Annotated in this window: 14 protein-coding genes; 5 read left to right on the top strand and 9 right to left on the bottom strand. The window is 41.0% G+C overall.

Annotated features, from left to right (window positions below; all coding sequences use genetic code 11):
- Positions 1-48 precede the first annotated feature (48 nt).
- Positions 49-3,543, bottom strand: a complete 3,495-nt coding sequence (locus ACKI39_RS05945) for a hypothetical protein (RefSeq protein WP_407398606.1) — start codon at positions 3,541-3,543, stop codon at positions 49-51.
- A gap of 186 nt (positions 3,544-3,729) precedes the next feature.
- Here ACKI39_RS05945 and ACKI39_RS05940 point away from each other — a divergent pair, with 186 nt between their 5' ends.
- The 3 genes from ACKI39_RS05940 to ACKI39_RS05930 are packed head-to-tail and all read left to right on the top strand — an operon-like array spanning position 3,730 to position 7,584.
- Positions 3,730-5,583, top strand: coding sequence for a tetratricopeptide repeat protein (locus ACKI39_RS05940; protein ID WP_407398604.1), 1,854 nt, complete (start codon positions 3,730-3,732; stop codon positions 5,581-5,583).
- Between the two features lie 16 nt (positions 5,584-5,599).
- The gene (locus ACKI39_RS05935; protein ID WP_407398602.1) at positions 5,600-7,156 is read left to right on the top strand and encodes a hypothetical protein; all 1,557 of its coding nucleotides are present in this window, start codon (positions 5,600-5,602) and stop codon (positions 7,154-7,156) included.
- A 17-nt stretch (positions 7,157-7,173) separates the two neighbouring features.
- The gene (locus ACKI39_RS05930) at positions 7,174-7,584 is read left to right on the top strand and encodes a hypothetical protein (RefSeq protein ID WP_407398600.1); all 411 of its coding nucleotides are present in this window, start codon (positions 7,174-7,176) and stop codon (positions 7,582-7,584) included.
- A 111-nt stretch (positions 7,585-7,695) separates the two neighbouring features.
- On the opposite strand, the gene ACKI39_RS05925 is transcribed toward ACKI39_RS05930, so the two are convergent.
- Genes ACKI39_RS05925 through rsxC form a run of 6 tightly spaced genes read right to left on the bottom strand, consistent with a single transcriptional unit; the run spans position 7,696 to position 12,664 of the window.
- Entirely contained in the window at positions 7,696-8,505 is an 810-nt protein-coding gene (locus ACKI39_RS05925) for an RnfABCDGE type electron transport complex subunit B (protein WP_407398598.1), read from the bottom strand.
- Positions 8,505-9,077 carry an electron transport complex protein RnfA gene (locus ACKI39_RS05920; protein WP_407398596.1) on the bottom strand — a complete coding sequence of 191 codons (573 nt, stop codon included), beginning with the start codon at positions 9,075-9,077 and terminating at the stop codon, positions 8,505-8,507. Before ACKI39_RS05920 ends, ACKI39_RS05925 begins: the two co-directional genes overlap by 1 nt.
- Positions 9,077-9,694 carry an electron transport complex subunit RsxE gene (gene rsxE, locus ACKI39_RS05915; protein WP_318689990.1) on the bottom strand — a complete coding sequence of 206 codons (618 nt, stop codon included), beginning with the start codon at positions 9,692-9,694 and terminating at the stop codon, positions 9,077-9,079. The genes ACKI39_RS05920 and rsxE overlap by 1 nt, the downstream gene beginning before the upstream one ends.
- The gene (locus ACKI39_RS05910; RefSeq protein WP_407398594.1) at positions 9,694-10,293 is read right to left on the bottom strand and encodes an RnfABCDGE type electron transport complex subunit G; all 600 of its coding nucleotides are present in this window, start codon (positions 10,291-10,293) and stop codon (positions 9,694-9,696) included. The genes rsxE and ACKI39_RS05910 overlap by 1 nt, the downstream gene beginning before the upstream one ends.
- Complete coding sequence (locus ACKI39_RS05905; RefSeq protein WP_407398592.1) at positions 10,290-11,303, bottom strand: RnfABCDGE type electron transport complex subunit D; 1,014 nt, start codon at positions 11,301-11,303, stop codon at positions 10,290-10,292. The genes ACKI39_RS05910 and ACKI39_RS05905 overlap by 4 nt, the downstream gene beginning before the upstream one ends.
- Positions 11,300-12,664, bottom strand: a complete 1,365-nt coding sequence (gene rsxC / locus ACKI39_RS05900; protein ID WP_407398590.1) for an electron transport complex subunit RsxC — start codon at positions 12,662-12,664, stop codon at positions 11,300-11,302. The genes ACKI39_RS05905 and rsxC overlap by 4 nt, the downstream gene beginning before the upstream one ends.
- A 184-nt stretch (positions 12,665-12,848) precedes the next feature.
- Between rsxC and ACKI39_RS05895 the strand changes: the two genes are divergently transcribed.
- Positions 12,849-15,527, top strand: coding sequence for a hypothetical protein (locus ACKI39_RS05895; protein ID WP_407398588.1), 2,679 nt, complete (start codon positions 12,849-12,851; stop codon positions 15,525-15,527).
- A 199-nt stretch (positions 15,528-15,726) separates the two neighbouring features.
- On the opposite strand, the gene ACKI39_RS05890 is transcribed toward ACKI39_RS05895, so the two are convergent.
- Entirely contained in the window at positions 15,727-16,698 is a 972-nt protein-coding gene (locus ACKI39_RS05890; protein ID WP_407398586.1) for a hypothetical protein, read from the bottom strand.
- 90 nt (positions 16,699-16,788) lie between these two features.
- Between ACKI39_RS05890 and ACKI39_RS05885 the strand changes: the two genes are divergently transcribed.
- A complete protein-coding gene (locus ACKI39_RS05885; RefSeq protein ID WP_407398584.1) occupies positions 16,789-17,088 on the top strand; it encodes a helix-turn-helix transcriptional regulator in 300 nt (99 codons plus the stop codon).
- Between the two features lie 95 nt (positions 17,089-17,183).
- On the opposite strand, the gene ACKI39_RS05880 is transcribed toward ACKI39_RS05885, so the two are convergent.
- A complete protein-coding gene (locus ACKI39_RS05880) occupies positions 17,184-19,049 on the bottom strand; it encodes a carbohydrate binding domain-containing protein (protein WP_407398582.1) in 1,866 nt (621 codons plus the stop codon).
- Between the last annotated feature and the right edge of the window lie 2 nt (positions 19,050-19,051).

Genomic DNA, 19,051 nt, shown 5'->3' with positions numbered 1-19,051 from the left:
ACACTTCAACCATGCATCGTTGGACAGCCTTATTTTGTATTGATTATTTTAATTTGCTCTTCTTACAGAGGTGTAGTATTCTTCACCGTCGGCGTAGATTATCTGGGTGATGCAGTATTTTTTTGTTGATTCAACATCATTAATGTATACCCAGTTGCTTCCTTCTTTAAGGGAAACTGTTTCAAGAACATTTGCCTTAAGCTTCCATGAATTATAGTCGCTTCCATAGTTGGTGTTGCTTTCAAACACCTGTACCATGCATGGCTTGTCGGAAGAATTTAGACATGTAACTTCAGTTATGTTTTCAAACCTCTTAAGCTTGCAGGTTGCGCTGTTGCCGCCATTGTCACAGGTGCTGAAGTATTTTGGTACAAATCGGAATAAGTGTTGATCATACACATCATCCGTTTTTAAATAAAGGTTAAGCCTTATCCAATGATTTGTAGAAGACGAACTAGGCTTGATGCTGCTGTAGTCGATAACGTAATTTCCATTGATTGGCGTAACTTTATTTTTGCTTCCCGCGGTCCATTTGTTTGTGGTGTGGTTGAGAGTTTCTACAGTATAGTACATTTCTGTATTAAAGCTTTGTGAAGGATAGTGATTTTTGATGATCGCATCTACTTCGGCTTTAGAAATTAAAATTTTGCCATTGTTAAATTTAGTTGCATTATTTGGAATTGTGAGCAGTGAGAAGGCTCCGATTCCTATGACCTCCCGTTCGTATCCCTTTGTGTCTTTGCCATTGGCTGCAAGTATATATTGTCCATCGTCCAATTCGTTTATGGAGAATTTAGGGAAGTTATAACAGTAGTAATATATACCACTATATGATTTTCTTGTTCCAGAGCCAAGTGTGTCCTTGCTTATTGTCCTTATGTCTGAACAAGGAATTTCTTTTCCACTTAACGCTATGTTTGTTGAAGGGTCGGTTATGGCATCAGGCCATATGTTTGAATCTAACTTGATGTAATAGTATTTAACGGACTCTGTTTCTAGGGTAGAGTAAATTTCGTCTTCAAAACAATCAGGCTCATAATTTATCGTTATAGACTTTACATCTTCGCAGAGGATGACGGGAGATTCATTGGACAACTGTGGAGGGCTATTAAGGGTGTCCTTCAGGTTTATGTAGGCGCTTACGTATTTTCTATTTGCGTTTGTTTTTTTATTGTGTTCATAGAAAGCAAATTTTATTCCCTTTAGGTAAAAATATGGGGTCAGGAAATAATCCCAGTCGATGGTTATCGTTGAAGATTCATTGTATATGATTCTGTTTTCTACAGAATCGGCTCCATTGCATTCCCAAACTTCAAAGTAGTATTCATAGGTGTCATTGTTTTGAGGGATTGTGACTTGGTATTTTTTGCAATAGTCATCTTTGTATGTAGTAGAATTTGTAAACACATACTTAAAACCAGGATTTAACGCCTCTAAGCTTGAGCAGGTTTCTGGAGTCTCAACCCTAAATGAATATCTGTCATCGTAGGATACATAGCCAGCAAGGAAATGATACCCAGTATTTGCAGTAAATTCTTGACATTCATATATATATACAGACATAGGAAAGAGATTGAACGATGCGTTGTTGTAGTTATATATAGACCCATATTTAAAGATTGCTTTTCGGCAATTCTGTAAACGCGCTAGGTCAAAAAGTTTATTGTCGGTTGCATTGGATGAAGTGTAATCACTTGAGGAAAATCTAAGTTCAGATTCCTTTCCAGAGTACATCTGAGAATACAAAGAAGCCGTGCCTGTTCCATAAAAGGCTTCAGTGTCGATAGAAGGTTTGTTTTCGTCATAGAGGAATTTTACATAGTTTACGGAAACATACTGGGTACTATAACTAGCTTTTTCATGCATAATAGGAGATGGAGATGCTTTTGGTATGGCGTGGGTAAGTGACTTTTTGGATCCGTCTTTTTCTGTTACGACAAGCTGGATTATCGTATCTTTGTACTTGCTTAGTGGATCGATTTTTGTCTTGAATGTAAGGAGATCAAAGCCATACCCATTAAACTCTTTCTTTTCAAACTCAAGTTCATATCTCTTCAAGTTGTTTATATCGGTGCCAGCCATGATGTGCATGTCTTTGTAGTCCTCTGGATTTCTGAAAAGACATTCTTCTCTAGGATAATTAGGAGAACTAGGGGTACCCTTATTAGCAGTGCGTAAAATTAGTTCTCCTATTTCTACATGGATTTCCCTAAGGGATTCGTTTATGTATTCTATGTTTTTCTTGGCAGACATGTCTGTGGATAACATATTAAGGGAATTGTCAATGTTGTATATCTTACAGTATGAAAAGTCTGTTTTGTAGTCGGTTATGACTAAATATGATGCACTCCATGGAGTTTCATTTCCTGCAGAATCTATGACTGCAAATGAAAGTTTAATGAGTCCATCATCTTTGCCCTGCAAGCTAAAGGTGTGGGAAGTCCATGTTTTTGTATTTTCTTCAGTTGTATAACCATCTGTAATTATGTAGGTTGTAATATCACCCATGAGATTTTCAGATGATGGTGTCCTAATCAATTGCTCTGTCACCTTGATTCCTGCAACGCCATAGTCGTCTTTTGCCTTGCATGATATCGAAATTGAAGAGAGTACGTTTTTGCGTGAATAGAGGGTCGTGGAGCTTTTATAATCGTCGGTGTATTCTATTAGTTCGTCGTTGCTTTCAGGATAGTATGCAGCAAAAGTCTCAATCGTTGGCTTTCCTGTGTCTGCTCCTTCTACATATTTAAATGAAAAACTGTAGCTGCTTACCATTGTGGAATTGGCGGATGTTTTTGCACAGGCGTTTTTTCCAATTGTTACAGTTACGGTTCCAAATGACACTGTAGGAACATTTTCGATATTGACAGGAATCATCAATGTCTTTCCGCTGTAGTCAAGGATAGGAATTCCATAATGTGAATTTCTGTTTGTGCTTCCACCTGAAATTATGCTGATGTTTTTGTAATGTCTTCCTGCGTTGTTTTCATAGGCATAAATGGTGTTGTTTTCATCGTAAAGAGGGGTTGCCGAGTCTGGAATTTCGTTGTCCTTGAACCTGAAAGAATTGATATCCATTTCCTGATCAAAGATTACATGAATGGTAGCTGTAGAAATTGAAGTCGAAGAAGGGTTTGTTTCAGCAACTGTAGGTCGGCTTGCACACTTTGGAACAATCATCAATCCGCTTGAAATGCTTTTGATGCGTGCTACGGTTTCCAATGCGTTTGGATCATCAAATTCAATGGCGTTTACAGGCGTTCCGTTCTGATAAGCCTGCCAGCCTAAGAAAACATATTCTTTATTTGGGTCAAACCTAAGGTCTATTGCATCGCTCTGTTTCTTATAGACATTCTGATTGGGACTTACTGTACCTGTTCCTGATTCAGATTTGATCTGGATTTCCACTGCTGAAGAATTTGCATAGGCAATCTTGTTTTCAACTTCTTCCTTTAATTTTGCCCCTTCCAGGAAGTTGGAACAGCTAAAGAAAAGGAATGCAGATAGACTGGTGAAAAGAATGAATTTCGTTTTGTTAAACATATGATACTCCGACTTTATTGTAATGCATTCATTATATGAAAGGTTTACGTGTATTTAAAGGGTAAATGGCTGTTTGTAAAATATTTTTATTTTAAAATTAAAATGGACGATATTTTGAGACAAAGTTTGTTTTTTCTTGTTATAATATGGAAAATTTATAAGTTCTAAAAGTTTATGGAAGGGTTTATGAAAAAAGTTTTTGCATTGGCTTTGTCTGTTTTTGTGAGCTGTTCTGCTTTTGCGGTTGACGTTTCTTTACGTGTTACTCCTGGTTTGGTCATGCCTTCTGAAAATTATGAAACTGGCTTCATGGGAATCGTTCAGGGAGATTTGGATCTGTTTGGTTTTATGACTGCCGGTGTTGAAGGTTTGTTTTCTACTGTTAAACCAGAAGGTGTGTCTGAATCTTTGAATATCTATGGTGGCGGCCTTGGGCTTGGTGCCTATTTCTATCCTTTAAGCCGTCTCTATCTTGGTGTTGGCGGTAGTTATGGAATCTATAGCTTTTCTACAAAACTCAATGGTGAGACTAAGAATGCCAGCGACATGTATTACAGGGGATATGGAGAAGTAGGCTTCCGCTTCAATCCTACGGTTACTGTAAATGCAGTTGGTGGTTACAATTCCTTCAATATCTCCGACAACGATCCTCTGCTGAAGGGTATGTTTGCTGGAATTGGAACAAAGATAAACTTTTCCACTGGAAAAAAATCTTCTGGTGGATTTAGCGTTTCTCTGGAACAGACTGATGCAGCCTTCCCAATTTACATGAGTGCCTACAGAAACTTTCCGATTGGAACTCTTACAATTCGCAATACAGAAGGTGCGGATGTTACCGATGTGCATGTTTCTTTCAGGGCTGGAAAATATACTGCTTCTACATATAAGTCGGCGGTAATTCCTAAGCTCAGAAAATACAAAACTGTTCAGGTTCCTCTCCTTGCTGATTTCAGCCAGGAAATCCTTAGGTTCACTGAAGACGGAAAGATTCTTGGCGAAGTTGTAATCGAATATAATTTCCTTGGTTCAAAAAAAGAAAGCGTGCACAGTGTCGTTCTTGATGTCTACAATAGAAATGCCTTCATGTGGGCTGATCCTGCCGCCATGGCATCGTTCATCTCTCCTGACACTCCAGAAATCCAGGAATTTGCAAAGTATGTTGCCGGATTTGCAAGAAATAATTTTAAGACTGGTATCAATAGAAACCTGGTTATTGCGGCACATATGTCGGAAGCTGTAAGGCTTTCAAAAATCAGTATTGAAAAAGATGAATCTTCTCCATACGAAGAATACCATAGGCAGATGACTGTTGACAGCATCAAGTATCCTCTTCAGACAATGAACATGATGGGTGGAGACCTTGATGAAATTGGAATTCTTCTTGCCAGCTGTCTTGAAAGTGTAGGCGTTGGAACTGGATACATTCCTCTTGATGACGACATGATTGTCCTCGTTGATATGGGAATTAAACCAACTGGTGCGGGCAACAACTTTACCGATACTTCGGGTCTCATCATAGATTCGGAAAAAGTTTACTTTGGTATTTCCGTAAAGAGCCTTCCAAAGGGATTTACAAGAGCAAGGAAAGACGCCTTCAACACGATCAAGAAAATCCTTTCCGACAAGGAAGCCCTCCTTGAATTCTATGACACACATTCTCTTTGGGAAGTTTATTCTCCTTCAGTCTATACGGGATCTACAGGAATCTTTACAAGACCTTCTCAGAGCCAGATTGAAAAGGCGGCGGTTGCTTCAGTCGATGAGTACATAAATACAGAAATCGAAGGTGTTATCGTCAATGCAAGAAAGTCTGGAGATCCAAACAAAATCGGTATGGCTCTTGTAAGGGTTGGCCGTTATTCAGAAGCAAAGAACGAATTTGCAAAGTCAAATTCAATTCAGGCCATGAACAATCTTGCCAATGTCTATCTCCTTGAAAAGAACTACAATGCTGCCAGAGCTCAGTTTGAAAGAGTTCTTGCCAAAGACCCTGAAAACAAGACTGCTAAGAAGGGTGTAGAGAAGTGCAAGTCATTCTAGGCGAAGGATCAAAAATATGAAAAAATTAGTTTGTTTATTGTCCTTCTCTCTGGCGTTCTTCTCTGCATGGGCTGATGTAAGTTTTAAATTCCAGGGTGGGTATTATTTCCCTCTTGATTCCGAAATGGATTCTTCCCTGAATGCAGAAGCTGGATTTGAATTCTCTCCGATTACCGTCAGACAGCGGGATAGCATTCTGTTTTCTGCAGATGCAGGTTATGGAATTCTCAAGGCAAACGGCGTCAAGAATTTCAACTATACCACTGGATCTCTTGGCGTAGGATATGAGTTTGCTCCAATAGACAGATTCAGTATGAGCCTTATTGGTCTTGCAGGAATCTGGTCGGTACCAGAAAGCAAGGAAAACGCTTTTCCTAGCGCATCGGGAATTCTTTATGGCGCTAAATTGAATGGATACTTTAATTTTTCTCCATCGATTTCTATTGGTGCCTATGTAGGTTACAGGAAGTTCAATTATTCTCCAGACCCGTTTCTTTCCACAATGGATGCAGGCCTTGTATTCAGGTACAACTTTTCAAGGGGCATCATGGGGACCAGTAGAATCAAGCCTCAGTATTATTCCTTTGATCCGTTGTTCCCTGTTTTCTACAGCCAGTACAATGACATCCCTTTTGGAAAAGTTGTTTTCAAGAATACCGAAAAGAACAATATTACTGATGTTGATATTTCCATCTTTATAGAAAAATTCATGGCAACACCTCATGTTGTCGCCCATTATGATTTAGTAGAAATGGGTCAGGATTTTGAAGCCGATGTTACGGCATTCCTTAATGAAAGTATCCTTAACCAGATTCTGCCATCTCCTTCTGGGGCAAAGATCATCGTAAGCTATTCTTCCATCGGAAGCAGCAAGGAATTCGTTCAAAATGTTGAACTCCAGACTCTTGGAAGAAACAACATGTCTTGGGATGAAGATGAACGCGCCGCAGCTTTTGTCAGCGGTAAGGACGCAGCCGCAAATAAGTTTGCAAACATCGTAAGGATTCTTCTTAGGGACAGGGTTGACTTTACTGCAAGAAACAGAAACGAGCTGTATGCAAGGGCAATGTTTGCTGCCCTAAAGGCCTATGGACTAAACTATGTTGTTGATCCTACATCTGCCTTTACTGATAACAGCGGTTCAAGTTCCATCGACTTTCTTCAGTTCCCATATCAGACAATCCTTTATCATGGTGGAGACTGTGACGACCTTACAATTCTCAATTGTTCTCTTCTTGAAGCTTTAGGTGTAGAGACAGCATTCATTACTGTTCCTGGCCATATCTACATGGCATATGATTCAGGCTACGCAGTTTCGGAAGCAGGCAAGGTGGCTGACGGAATGTACATAATTCAGGATGGCAAGGTTTGGATTCCTGTTGAAATTACGCTCTGCCAGGACAGTTATGCTCTTTCTAAGTCTACAGGATTTAGAGAATGGAAAAAGTACCCTAATGATGCTAAACTTATTCCATTGAAAGAAGCCTGGAAGATGTATAAGCCTATAAGTATTCCAGAATCTGATGTAGATTTTGAAATTCCATCAAAAGAAAAAATATTAAGATACTTTTAATTGACGAGGAGTTTTATATGGGAAGATTTTTAATTATTGTAGCGGCCCTTCTTTCTTCAGGATTTCTTTTTGCTGAAAGATATACTGTAAAGTCAGTGATAGGAAAAGCAACTGTCCAGACAGGCTCTGACAAGTGGACTGAACTTTCAGAAGGAAAGACAGTTTCGTCTGAGAACGTAATCAATACAGGCTTAAATACAGTTCTTATTCTTGCTGATGAAAACGGAAAGGAAGTCAAAATCAAAGCCAATCAGAGAAGTACAGTTGATGATCTTGTTGATGCTGCAATGACTCCGTCTGTTGGAATCAAGAAATCAAAGATTACAAATAGAGTTGTTGCTGGTGCAAAAGCAAATACTTCAAAGGGAGTTGCAACAGCTTCCAGCCGTGCAAGCGAGGCAAAAGAAGATATCGACTGGGATGAATGAAAGCATCTCATCTAAAAGAAAGGCTGCCTAAGGAGAACAATGAATGCTCCGCTTAAGCAGCCTTTTGTGTTTTAAAGCCTATGTCATTGTCGGGGTTGACCCGACAATACACTACATTATTTCCTGGACAAATTTAAGAACCTTCTTTGGACAAGATGTTACGCAGGTACCGCAGGAATCACACTTTGTGTAGTCAACCTTTGGAATTCCGCTTGAAACATCGATTGCACCCTGAGGACATTTCTTTGCACAGATACCGCACTTGAAACATCCTACAGAACAGTCCTTTGTGATCTGAGGCTTGTTGTCGTTGTGGCAAGAGCACAATGCAACAGGTCCCTTGACTGAAACATCCTGCAGTGTAAAGAGACGCTTTGGACAGGCCTTAACGCACTTTCCGCAGCCAACGCACTTTTCCTTGTTTACCTTTGGAAGTCCGTCTTCACCCATGGTGATTGCGCCGAAAGGACAGGCTGCTTCACAGTCACCGAATCCGATACAACCAAAAGCACACGATTTTGTACCGTTAACGGCAAGATTTGCTGCCTTACAGGTTTTAACACCATTGTAGATACCCTTGTCTTTTGCACATTCCTTTGATCCCTGGCAGAGGAGGAGTGCTGCCTTTTTTACTGCGGCACCGCCTTCTACACCCATGATCTTGGAAATTGCTTCTGCACAGGAAGCACCACCTGCAACACATCCAGTAACAGGAGCTTCACCGCGGGCAACAGCTGCGGCAAAGGCATCGCATCCGGCATATCCACATCCACCGCAGTTTCCGCCTGAAAGCACTTCGCGGATTTCTGCAACTTTTGGATCTACTTCTACTGCAAAGATTTTCTTGAACAGCCCAAGAAGAACTCCAAGAAGGAAGCCGATTACAAGGGCTACGATAATTGTAAAGATAACTGTATTCATTATAACAACCCCTTGAATCCCATGAATGCGAGTGAAAGCAAGCCTGCAGCTACATAAAGGATTGGTGTTCCCTGGAATGCGGCAGGAATGTTTGCGATCTTCATTCTGTTTCTAACGCCAGACATGATTACCATTGAAAGGAGGAATCCTGCTGCAGCTCCAAGAGCGTAGATGATGCTCTGGATGTAGTTGAAGTCCTTTCCGATGCAGTTGATCGTTACGCCGAGAACTGCACAGTTTGTTGTGATCAATGCAAGGTAAACGCCCATGCTTGAGTAAAGTCCAGGTGCAGATTTCTTCAAATAGAATTCTACAAGCTGAACCAAAGAGGCGATTACAAGAATGAAGAACAGTGTCTGAAGGAACTGAAGTCCAAGAGGAACCATTACAAACTGGTAAAGAGGCCAAGTAACTGCTGTTGCAAGGAGAATGACGAAGCTTGTTGCAAGACCCATTCCCGCAGCCTTTCCTGTCTCTGAAGTCATACCGATGAAAGGACAGATGGCAAGGTACTGGATGAATACAACATTGTCTACGATTGCTGATTTAATGAAGAGCTTAAGAAGTTCCATTAGTTTGCCTCCTTCTTTTTGTTCTTGAAGAACTGAACCAGAGCGCCAAGGAAACCGAATACCATGAATCCGCCTGGGGCAGAGTTGAGGATTCCGATTCTGTATGCTTCAGGAATTACTTCAATCTTAAGTGCAGTTCCAGCAAGTAATGTACCGCCGCCAAGGAATTCTCTGGCAAAGGAAATGAGGAACATTACCATTGTATATCCGATTCCCATTCCAAGTGCATCAAGGATTGCGTTGCCAGTGTTGTTCTTTGAAGCAAAAGCTTCTACGCGTCCCATGATTATGCAGTTTACAACGATGAGTGGAAGGAAAACTCCCAGTGCGTCGTAAAGGGATTCTACATAAGCCTGAAGAACCAGCTGAACGATTGTGGTAAAGGCCGCGATGATGATGATGAAGATTGGAAGGCGGATTGCAGAAGGAATTCCCTTTCTGAAAATTGAGATTACGATTTCGCTCATCAAGAGAACGAATGTCATGCTCATGCCCATTCCAAGTCCGTTGAAAATGCTTGTTGTGACACCAAGTGAAGAACAGAGACCGATGTTCAAAACAAGAAGTGGATTTTCCCTAAGGAATCCGTTTGTAAAAATTGAAAGCTGCTTGTTCATTAGTTTGCGCCTCCTTCAAAAAGCTTGAACATTGATTTTGTTCCTTCTTCGATCAAAGCTGCTGCTCCAACAGAAGTGATTGTTGCACCTGAAATTGCGTCAAAGTTTTCGCCAGCCTTAAGTCCGCCCTTTGCATTTACGCCTTCAAACTGGCTGTAGAATGTCTTTCCGTTTGGAAGCTTGAATGTTGGGTCGTTTGCCTTAAGACCGAATCCAGGTGAATCTGAAAGTTCAAGGAACTGAACGCCTGTAATTGTTCCGTCAGTCTTCATGCCGACCATTACAGTTCCGCGGTCATAGGTTGGTCCGTTGATCTGTGCAACTGCACCGACTGTAGCACCGTCTTTCTTTGCGGCATATAGGCTCTGGATTTTGATTGAAGAGTTTGTGCTCTGTGCAAAGTTTTCAACAGGTTCAAAACCGTCTGCATCTGCCATTACAACCTTCATTGCCTGGTTTGCCTTTGCGATTTTGTTTGCGGCAATCTTTACTGAAGTTACATTGTTTACAAGAGCAAGAACAGTACAGCTTGCTGCTGCAAAGAGTGCAAGAACAAGACCAAGCTTGATCATTTCAAGTGAAGAATTTTTATTGCTCATTTAGATTCCTCCTTGCGTTCAACTGCGTTTGCAACATCAAATTCCTGAACCTTGTTTGCAGGGGCAGGTCTTCTGTTTCCTTTCTTTCCGTAGCCGTACATTCTGCGTGTAAGGTTGTTGAGGAATGAAGTAAAGCAGTTCATGATGAGGATGCTGAACATAACTCCTTCAGGATATCCACCAAGCTTTCTGATGAGGAATGTGATGAGACCACATCCAAATCCAAATACGAGTCTTCCATAGCCTGTAAGAGGGGAAGTTGCATAGTCTGTTACCATGAATGTTGCTCCGAACAAAAGTCCACCTGTCAAAAGTGCAAGGAGAACGTCTCCGCCTGAAACAAGTGTACAGATTGCTGTCGTTGCAACCATGGCAACTGGAGCGCGCCAGTCGATGATGTGTGTTGCAAAAAGGAAAAGGAAAGAAATGAGGATGAGAAGAATTGAAGTTTCTCCGATACATCCTGCCCTGTTTCCAAGGAAGTACTGCATGTAAAGGTCAGGTGTTGCCGTAACTGCGCCGTTCTTGATCTGGCTCAGGATTGTAGCACCTGACACTGCGTCGATTTCCGGATTGAACCAGCAGGCACCCATGGCAGCAGGGAAACTGATGAACATGAATGCGCGGCCTGTGAGGGCTGGGTTGAATACGTTTGATCCGATTCCGCCGAAAAGTCCCTTTGCAACAACCATGGCAACAAGTGCTCCAAGAACAACCATCCAAACAGGTGTTGTTGATGGAATTACGAGTGCAAGAAGAATTCCCGAAACTACAGCCGAAAGGTTGGCTATGCGGATCTTCTGCTTTGTGATTTTCTGATAGAGTCCTTCAAAAGCAACGCATGCTGCAACTGAAACAAGGATGCGTACAAGGGCAGCGGCACCAAAGAACATTACACCTGCAATGCATTCAGGAAGCATTGAGATGATGACCATAAGCATCACTTTCTGTGTTGAAAGTCCTTCTGTAAAGTGAGGGCTTGAAGAAAGGTAGATTTTGTTTTCGCTCATTTTGCACCTCCGTTTGCGGCAGCCTTTGCGCGTTCTGCAGCCATCTGTTCGCGAACGATAGCCTTGCCCATTCTGATTCTCTGAACGAGGCGAACATTTGCAGGACATACATAGGCGCAGCAACCGCATTCAATGCAGTCCATGAGGCCGTAGCGCTTTGCCTTTGCCACATTGTCTGCCTTGAGTTCGCGTACCATGAGGGCAGGAGAAAGCCTCATTGCACATGTGTTGATGCATGCGCCGCAGCTGATGCAAGGATCTTCGTCCACAAGGTAAGTTTCCCTTGCTGTAAGGAAAGTGATTCCGCTTGTACCCTTTGCAACAGGGAAGTCTGCTGAAGGCATTGCGAATCCCATCATAGGACCGCCAGAAATGATCTTTGCAGTTTCGCCTTCCTTGAGTGTAAACTGAGCGTCTTCTCCCATAAGGTCGGAAACCAATGTACCTACAGGAACCTTAAGGTTGCATGGCTTTGTTACTGCACCGCCTGAAATTGTAAGCGCGCGTTCAATGAGAGGCATGCCAAGACGGAATGCATTGCTGATTGCACAAACTGTTCCAACATTGCTGATGATGCATCCTGCATCTGCTGGCAGTTTTCCAGACGGAATTTCAACTCCAAGGCAAGCTGACACGATGAATTTTTCAGATCCCTGAGGAAACTTTGTCTTAACAAGCATTACCTTCATGTCATCGCCGTAACCTTTTTCGTTGATGACTTTGTCCAGCATTGGCTTGATGTATGCTTTATTGTCTTCGAGGGCAATGATTCCGTAAGCACCGACAGTCTGCAATATGATTGCAAGGCCGTCGATAAGCTTTTCTGGAGTTTCCTGCATTGTGCGTTCGTCGCATGTAAGGTAAGGTTCACATTCGGCGGCGTTTACAAGAACGTACTCGATTTCCTTGTTCTCTGGAGGATTCAATTTGACATGGGTAGGGAAGGATGCTCCACCCATACCTACGATGCCTGCTTCCTTGATGCGTTCAAGTGCTTCTTCATGGGTGCATGTGAACGGATCGAGTGGCGGCATGAATTCTGTCCTATCGCTGTCATCGCTTTCAATTACGATGCATGGAACGGACATGTTGCCTGTAACAAGGCAGTTTGCGATTTTCTTGACTTTTCCTGCAATGGATGCGTGTACAGGAGCCGACATGAATTTGTCGCTTGCGGCAATTTTCTGTCCTTTTGCCACAAGGTCACCGACTTTGACGAGAGGTTCGTTTGGAGCGCCTCCCATGGTGATAGGAATTGTTACCGTCTTGGACTTAGGAAAGGCAGCAGTGATGGGACACTGGTTGCTCAGTTCCTTCATTTCCTCAGGATGAATTCCACCTTTAAATGTGTGTGCTTTCATAACAATATATGATAATAGTAAACGGAGAATTTTTCAAATGAGACTTAATAACTATAGAAGAAAGTGAAAAACAGGATGGATGTCTGACTTTTTTCATATATGCTGGAAATTAAAAAAAAATTGAATATTGATTTTTTCTGTATTTTCTGGCTATTGTTTAAATAAAGAATAGAGGGATTTTGTTATGTTTAAAAAGTTATTGTTGGGATTTGAATGCTCCCTTACCATGTTGTTTTTGATTTCCTGTGAAAATTTCTTGCAGGGCTCTTCTCTAAAAAATGAATTGAATGCAATAGTAACTGCTGCAAATCAGCCTGGTGTTACAATCAATTTTTCCAATGAAGACGGTGGCGTTTCACCGGTGGGAGATTATTCGTGCAAGGTGACGGAATTCATACCTGTTATTTGTACGGAAAGCAGAGATTCAAAAAAGTGTTTTGTAAAATGGACTGTTGAAAACAAGATTACAAGGCATGTTTATTCAGATTCAGAGATTCCTTCCATCTTAAAATTTGATGACATTTCTTCTCCCAATACAAGAGTCCAGGTGCTTACTCCTACAAACGGTCTGATAATAAAGGCTAAATGTGTTTCCCGTCCTGTTGCCGCAACTCATTCTCCTGTTTACGATTCTGATGGTGTTTACCGTGACAGGCGCATTGATGTCATGTTTACAAAATCAATGGACCATAGCTCAATCTATTACGATGAAGTAGATGAAGTGCCTGCTTTGAAGGCAAATGGTTATGAACTTTTAAGGGATGAAAAACGCAACGGAAGGTGTTATGGCTACAAAGATTCAAACGGTGAAATTCATTTTAAAAACATAATAATCACAAAAAGAACCGATGAATCTGTAAACTATCTCAGACACTATGATGCTCCTTATTTTGACGAGAACGATTCAAGCGTTCTTAGAATCAATGCAAATACAGACAATCCTCCACCTGTGTCCGCCGACATCTTTGTAATTATTCGAAAGGAAATGTTCTATAGAAATGCAGATAATGATTCACCTATATGTCTCCAGGACGATCATTCCTGGTCATATTATACAAACAGCCAGACTGATAAGAATCCTCCGGAATTTGTTTCTATAGGAAGCGAAATGTTCAAGGTCTTCCTGACAAAAGATGATGGAAGCAAAAATGATTCGGTTGAACTTAAAAGTTCAACTGCGGAATTTACAACAACGGATGTTCTCAAGAACAACAATGCAAAAAATTGCAAGCTGTGGGTAAGGGGCATGTTTTCTGATGGTGGCTCTGGTCCTTCTAAACTGGAATGGAAAATCTATAGAACTACAGGCTCTAAGTATTATCCTCAGGTCGAAAATAAAGCAACCGTTCCAGTTGTAGAAGGTAAAGTAGATTCTCTTGTGCTTACAGGCTCCAATGCTAGGGTTGGTAAGATTGTTGACGGTGAAGTTACGGATGGCGTATGCATTGATATAAGTGAATTCAATAGTGGTAATTTGTTACCGGAAGGTTTCTATAAAATCAGTTTTGTATGCTATGACAAGAATGAAAGGTCAAGCGAGGCAAAGGACTATTATTTTGTCCATGATGTGACTCCGCCTAAAAACATAACGGTTTCCTCTACAGAAAGAAATTGGGCCAATAAAGCAGTCTTGTATTGCAAAAATCCTAATTATGATATTGAAAAGATTGTTGTTCATTCAAGAAACATGACGGATCCTACTAGATCAGAATTGGAAGAATCTTTTGTTCAGCAACAAAAGACAGAATATGAACTTACAGTAAATAATCTTATTAATGGCAATGGATACGCCCATTCCTTCGAAATAACGGATTTTTGTGGAAATGTTTCCTATTACAGTGATAAAGAATTCGTGGATGAAAGAGTACTTGGTAAGTCAACATTGTCCGCAGTTCAGTCTTATGCTTCGAATATTGCTAAAATTAAAGTGTCTAATCCATCTCCTAATTATTCATATTCCATGATCAAGAATCAGAAATTTGCGACAAGCTCTGATCAATATAAAATTGATGGAACATTGATGTCTCCATTGTCATATAAGGTTACTATTACAGATTACGATTATTCTGGTAATTCAGACACTTACGAAGCTACTGTTGCAACTTCACCTTCTGAAGGTATGATTCTTTATTCGGATAGATATTGGTGTGATTATAATCACAAGCCGTCTGGCAAAACAGCTGTGGGTGTCATCCTTTCAAAGGATAGCAGCAACCGAAATGTCAAAGTTTGGGCTCTGGATGAGACGACTGGCTACTGCTGGGGCGGTGACCAGAAGCCGGATACATCAGATAATAGATTCGGAAAATATTATAAGGGCTGGATTGTAAGTGAAAATGAGAATAGGGAGTACCAGCATGGCAGCGGGTTGGAATGGTATAACTATATCATGAGTAGCTATTATACGCACGTGACATATTATCACGAAGGATATCATACGATATGGAAGTATCTAGTTGAAAAAAACAGCAACAGCTATGTCAAATGGTATGCCCCTGGAATTGAAGAATTTGGAGAAGTTCTGAATAAATGTACGGTAATGAGTCCAGCTTTTAATAGTTTTGGAAAAGATGTGGCAAAGATACAACAGCCTTATTGGACCGGTATTCCACGATATGATAAGCAATATGCCCATGTCTGTTCTTTTGGAGACGATTATGTTCCTGTTAAAAGGGGCAATCCTGGAACGGACTGGAAGATGTATGCAAATTCTTCTTCTCCTCTAAAAGCTGTCTGGTGTACATCAAATAAAAGGGAAGGTAGTTGGTATTACAAATGGAATTATAATGAAACCTACAACAGGGAAGGCTATCAGGAAATTTATATCCACGCCATGGGAGTTATTGATTTAGTTGCGCCGTAAGGAGGTGCTATATGTCTAGATATTCATATCCTGCAATTTTTATGGCTGAAGATGCCCTTTATGTATCACTGTGAACAGGCTGAAAAAGCAGGAATAAATTTTTCAAGTGTACTGCAGAAAGCTTTGATAAAGGTTTTAGGACTTTCATAAAAAAAGGCCGTCCTGGGGGTTCCAAGACGGCTGATCAGTGGACCATGTGTTATTGCTTTGTGATGCTCATATTTGAAATTCTCAATTTATGTTCGTTGTTGTCGAGGAGTTCTTTAGGTATGCAGAATCTGATAACACGTTCTTTTTCTGGAGAATCGTTAATATCTATAGGGATATTATGGCTTGTTGATGCAGCATAATACGGACCGAATTTAATCATGTTGCCCCAATTCTCTTCAATTTCACAGTCAAGTCCACGACTGTTGCTTCCATCAAATGAAAAGTCAAAAGAAATATTGTATGTACCAGTCGTATTTGGTGTCCATACATATCTTGAAGAAATTTTCCAGGCTTCCCAAGCTGCCTTTTTTTCAGGTGATATATTGAAAGTATATTCTATCGTGTTCTCGTCTAAGAATTCACCAAAAAGATATCCTTCATTTTCAAGCCAGTCTTTTTGAGCCCAAATACTGTAATGTATCTGGGTATAGTAAGGTCCATAATTTCCTTCAATTTTTGTGAACGAAATCTGAATTTCTGAATCTTCAGGAATTTTAACTAAGAGTTCGATTCCTTCTCTGTGGTCAGCATCATCAATATAGAAAAGCATTTTATGTTCTTTTTCCGTTGTAGTTACATCCAAGTCGAGCTTTCCGATGTAGGAGCTGAAAGACTTGAGAGTGGCCGGATTTTCTTGATTGGTGCGAACTTTCATTCCTACTCGTTTATTTGAGCCTATGGCTTTTATCTTAAAGAAGATATATAGAGGACCTGTTTTTGCATTTGAAAGAACAAAAGAAGCATTGTCTGCCTGAGTATTATTGGTGTTTCTTATGATGTAAGTGTCGTTGGATTTAGAGACTGTAACATCGGGAGTATTACCTTCATATTTTGAAAGTGCGAAGGCTGCGCCGCTTCCATTGCCAGAGTCTCCGCTTCCACCGCCTCCCGAACAGCTTGTAAAACCAAATGCTGCAGCAACAAGCACAGCAGCAATAAACTTGTAAATCATTTTTTTCATGATAGATATCTCCCTGTTTAAAATAAGTATTGCAATATTTTACTAAAGTATTTTTTACCGGTCAATGAATATTTATATACTTGTCTAGATATGATTGACGGTGGAGAAATAAAATTTTCAAGCAGGATAAAAGAATTGAGGCTGTCAAGAAATCTCAATCAGGTTCAGCTTGCGGAAGTATTAGGTGTCACAAAGCAAAGTGTTTCCAATTGGGAAAATGACAATATTATGCCGTCGATAGAAATGCTCGTTAAGATTTCTGTGTTTTTTTCAGTCTCTACAGATTATATACTTGGACTCCAGGAAAAAACGTATCTTGATGTATCTCATCTTACGCAAACAGAAATTGCACATCTTAGGAATATTGTAGAAGATCTGTCAAAATCTTGACTATGCGTATTATACTTTCCCCATAAAAAAGGCCGCCCTGGGGTTTCCAAGACGGCCTAAGGTTTTAACTAGATTTTCGAGATTCTTAGTTCAACTTATTTGATTTCAACAAGTTTTACATTGTCGATGAATACATCGTGTTCCTTTGTGATGTTCTTGTCGATTGTTCCGAGAGAGAATGTAAGGATTACATCGCTGTCATCATCGTAAGCCATTTCGAAGTCCTGTGTGAATGTCTGCTTGCTTGTTGTAAGTTCGCATGTAGGAGCTTCGTTGTATGCTGTCCAGTCTTCTGAACCGTGTCTCTGCTTCCAAAGTGCGCCGTCTCTCTGACATGCATACTTCATCATTCTTGGAATTGTTGACCAGGCATCAAAAGTCAGGCGGTATTTCTTTCCCTTCATGAGTGGAATCTTCTTCTGCATGAGCTGAATCTTCCAGTCAACATCTTTTGTGTCCCTGATTGTAATCTGTGCAGCCTGCTTTTCCTGATCAACTGTAAGGTCACAGGAATTTGTGTCGTACTTGTAGAATTCCCACTGCTTTGCACTGAATGAAAAATCTCCGTTGTAGATAAGGTCAAACTTGTCCTTCTTCATGTCAGACTTCTTTACGATCTTTGCCTTGCCAAGCTTTACGAGCTTAACGTTTGCAATGTTGATTGGATCTGTTGAAGGTGTTGCTCCCATGTTGAAGTCAAGTCTTGCGTTTGGATCTGTCTTGTCGTCCATTGAGAACTTGTATGAATAGTGCTTCTTGTTTGGTGTAAGTTCAACGTTTACATCGCCAAAGTAGTTCTTCCATCCTCTGTCTGGAGCGCAAAGCTTTGCCTTCATCTTTCTGTTCTTTGTTGACCATGCGTCGAATGAGAATTCATACTGATATCCTCTTTCGAGAGGAATGTCTGCCTGAACAAGCTGGATTGAGTAGTCGATTGTACCTGGCTTTGTTGTTTTTACTGTAAGTGTGTTTCCTGCGATTGCAGCATCTCCAGATCCACCCTGCTGAGTCATGAACTTCCATTCCTTGTTGTCCTTAAGGTTTTCTGGATTGAACCCACCGTTGCGGATGTAGTTTCCGTCTGCACCAGGAGCGCGGACTTCAACAACTTCTTCCTGTCTTGTAACATTTTCGTTGTAGCTCTTCTTCTGGTAAACGCGAACATAGTCAACAACCATCTGTGCGTTTTCGCCGAACTTTGTGTTTGCGTCTGGATATCCAGGCCAGTTTCCACCTACTGCAACATTGAGGATCAGGTAGAATGGCTGGTTGTATGGTGCAGGGTATGGTTCTTCGTCGTCATAAAGCTTCTTTGTGAACCAGTCGTCAAACTTTGCGAATTCAACTCCGTCCACATAGAACTTGATGAGTCCTGGTTCCCATTCACAGGCGAATGTATGGAATTCGTCAGCAAAGTTTCCTTTCTTGAGGAGATATTCCTTCTGTGCCATTGTGTGTGGTTCACCAAAGTGAAGTGTTCCGTAAGTCTTGTTTACCTTGTCTCCAAGAACTTCCATGATGTCGATTTCACCGCATTTTGGCCATGAACCGTATTTGCTTTCGTCTGTCGGCATCATCCAGAAAGCAGGGAGGAATCCCTTTCCCTTTGGAACCTTGAGGCGAGCTTCTGCAAGACCGTACTTGAAGTCAAACTTGTGCTGTGTGTTGATTCTTCCTGATGTGAATTTGTTTTCGCTTTTTGTTTCTTCCTTGATTGGCTGGATGACAAGGTTTCCATTCTTAACGTAAATGTTCTTGTCTGATTTGATGTAAGACTGGAGCTCACTGTTAACCCAGCCTGGTTCATGGAGCTCGTAGTTCCACTTGCTTTCATCGAGTTTTTTTCCGTCGAAGTTGTCTTCAAACTTAAGGTCATAGCCAGCCATGTTCTGTGCGTTAAGGCTGAATGCCGCCGCTGCAGAAAGAGCAAATGCCAAGATCGATTTTCTTGAAAATCCCATAT

Source organism: Treponema sp., assembly GCF_045641405.1.
In the GTDB taxonomy this organism is placed as follows: domain Bacteria; phylum Spirochaetota; class Spirochaetia; order Treponematales; family Treponemataceae; genus Treponema_D.
Note: the sequence above shows the minus strand (reverse complement) of the source record. Positions and strands in the feature narration are given on the sequence as shown.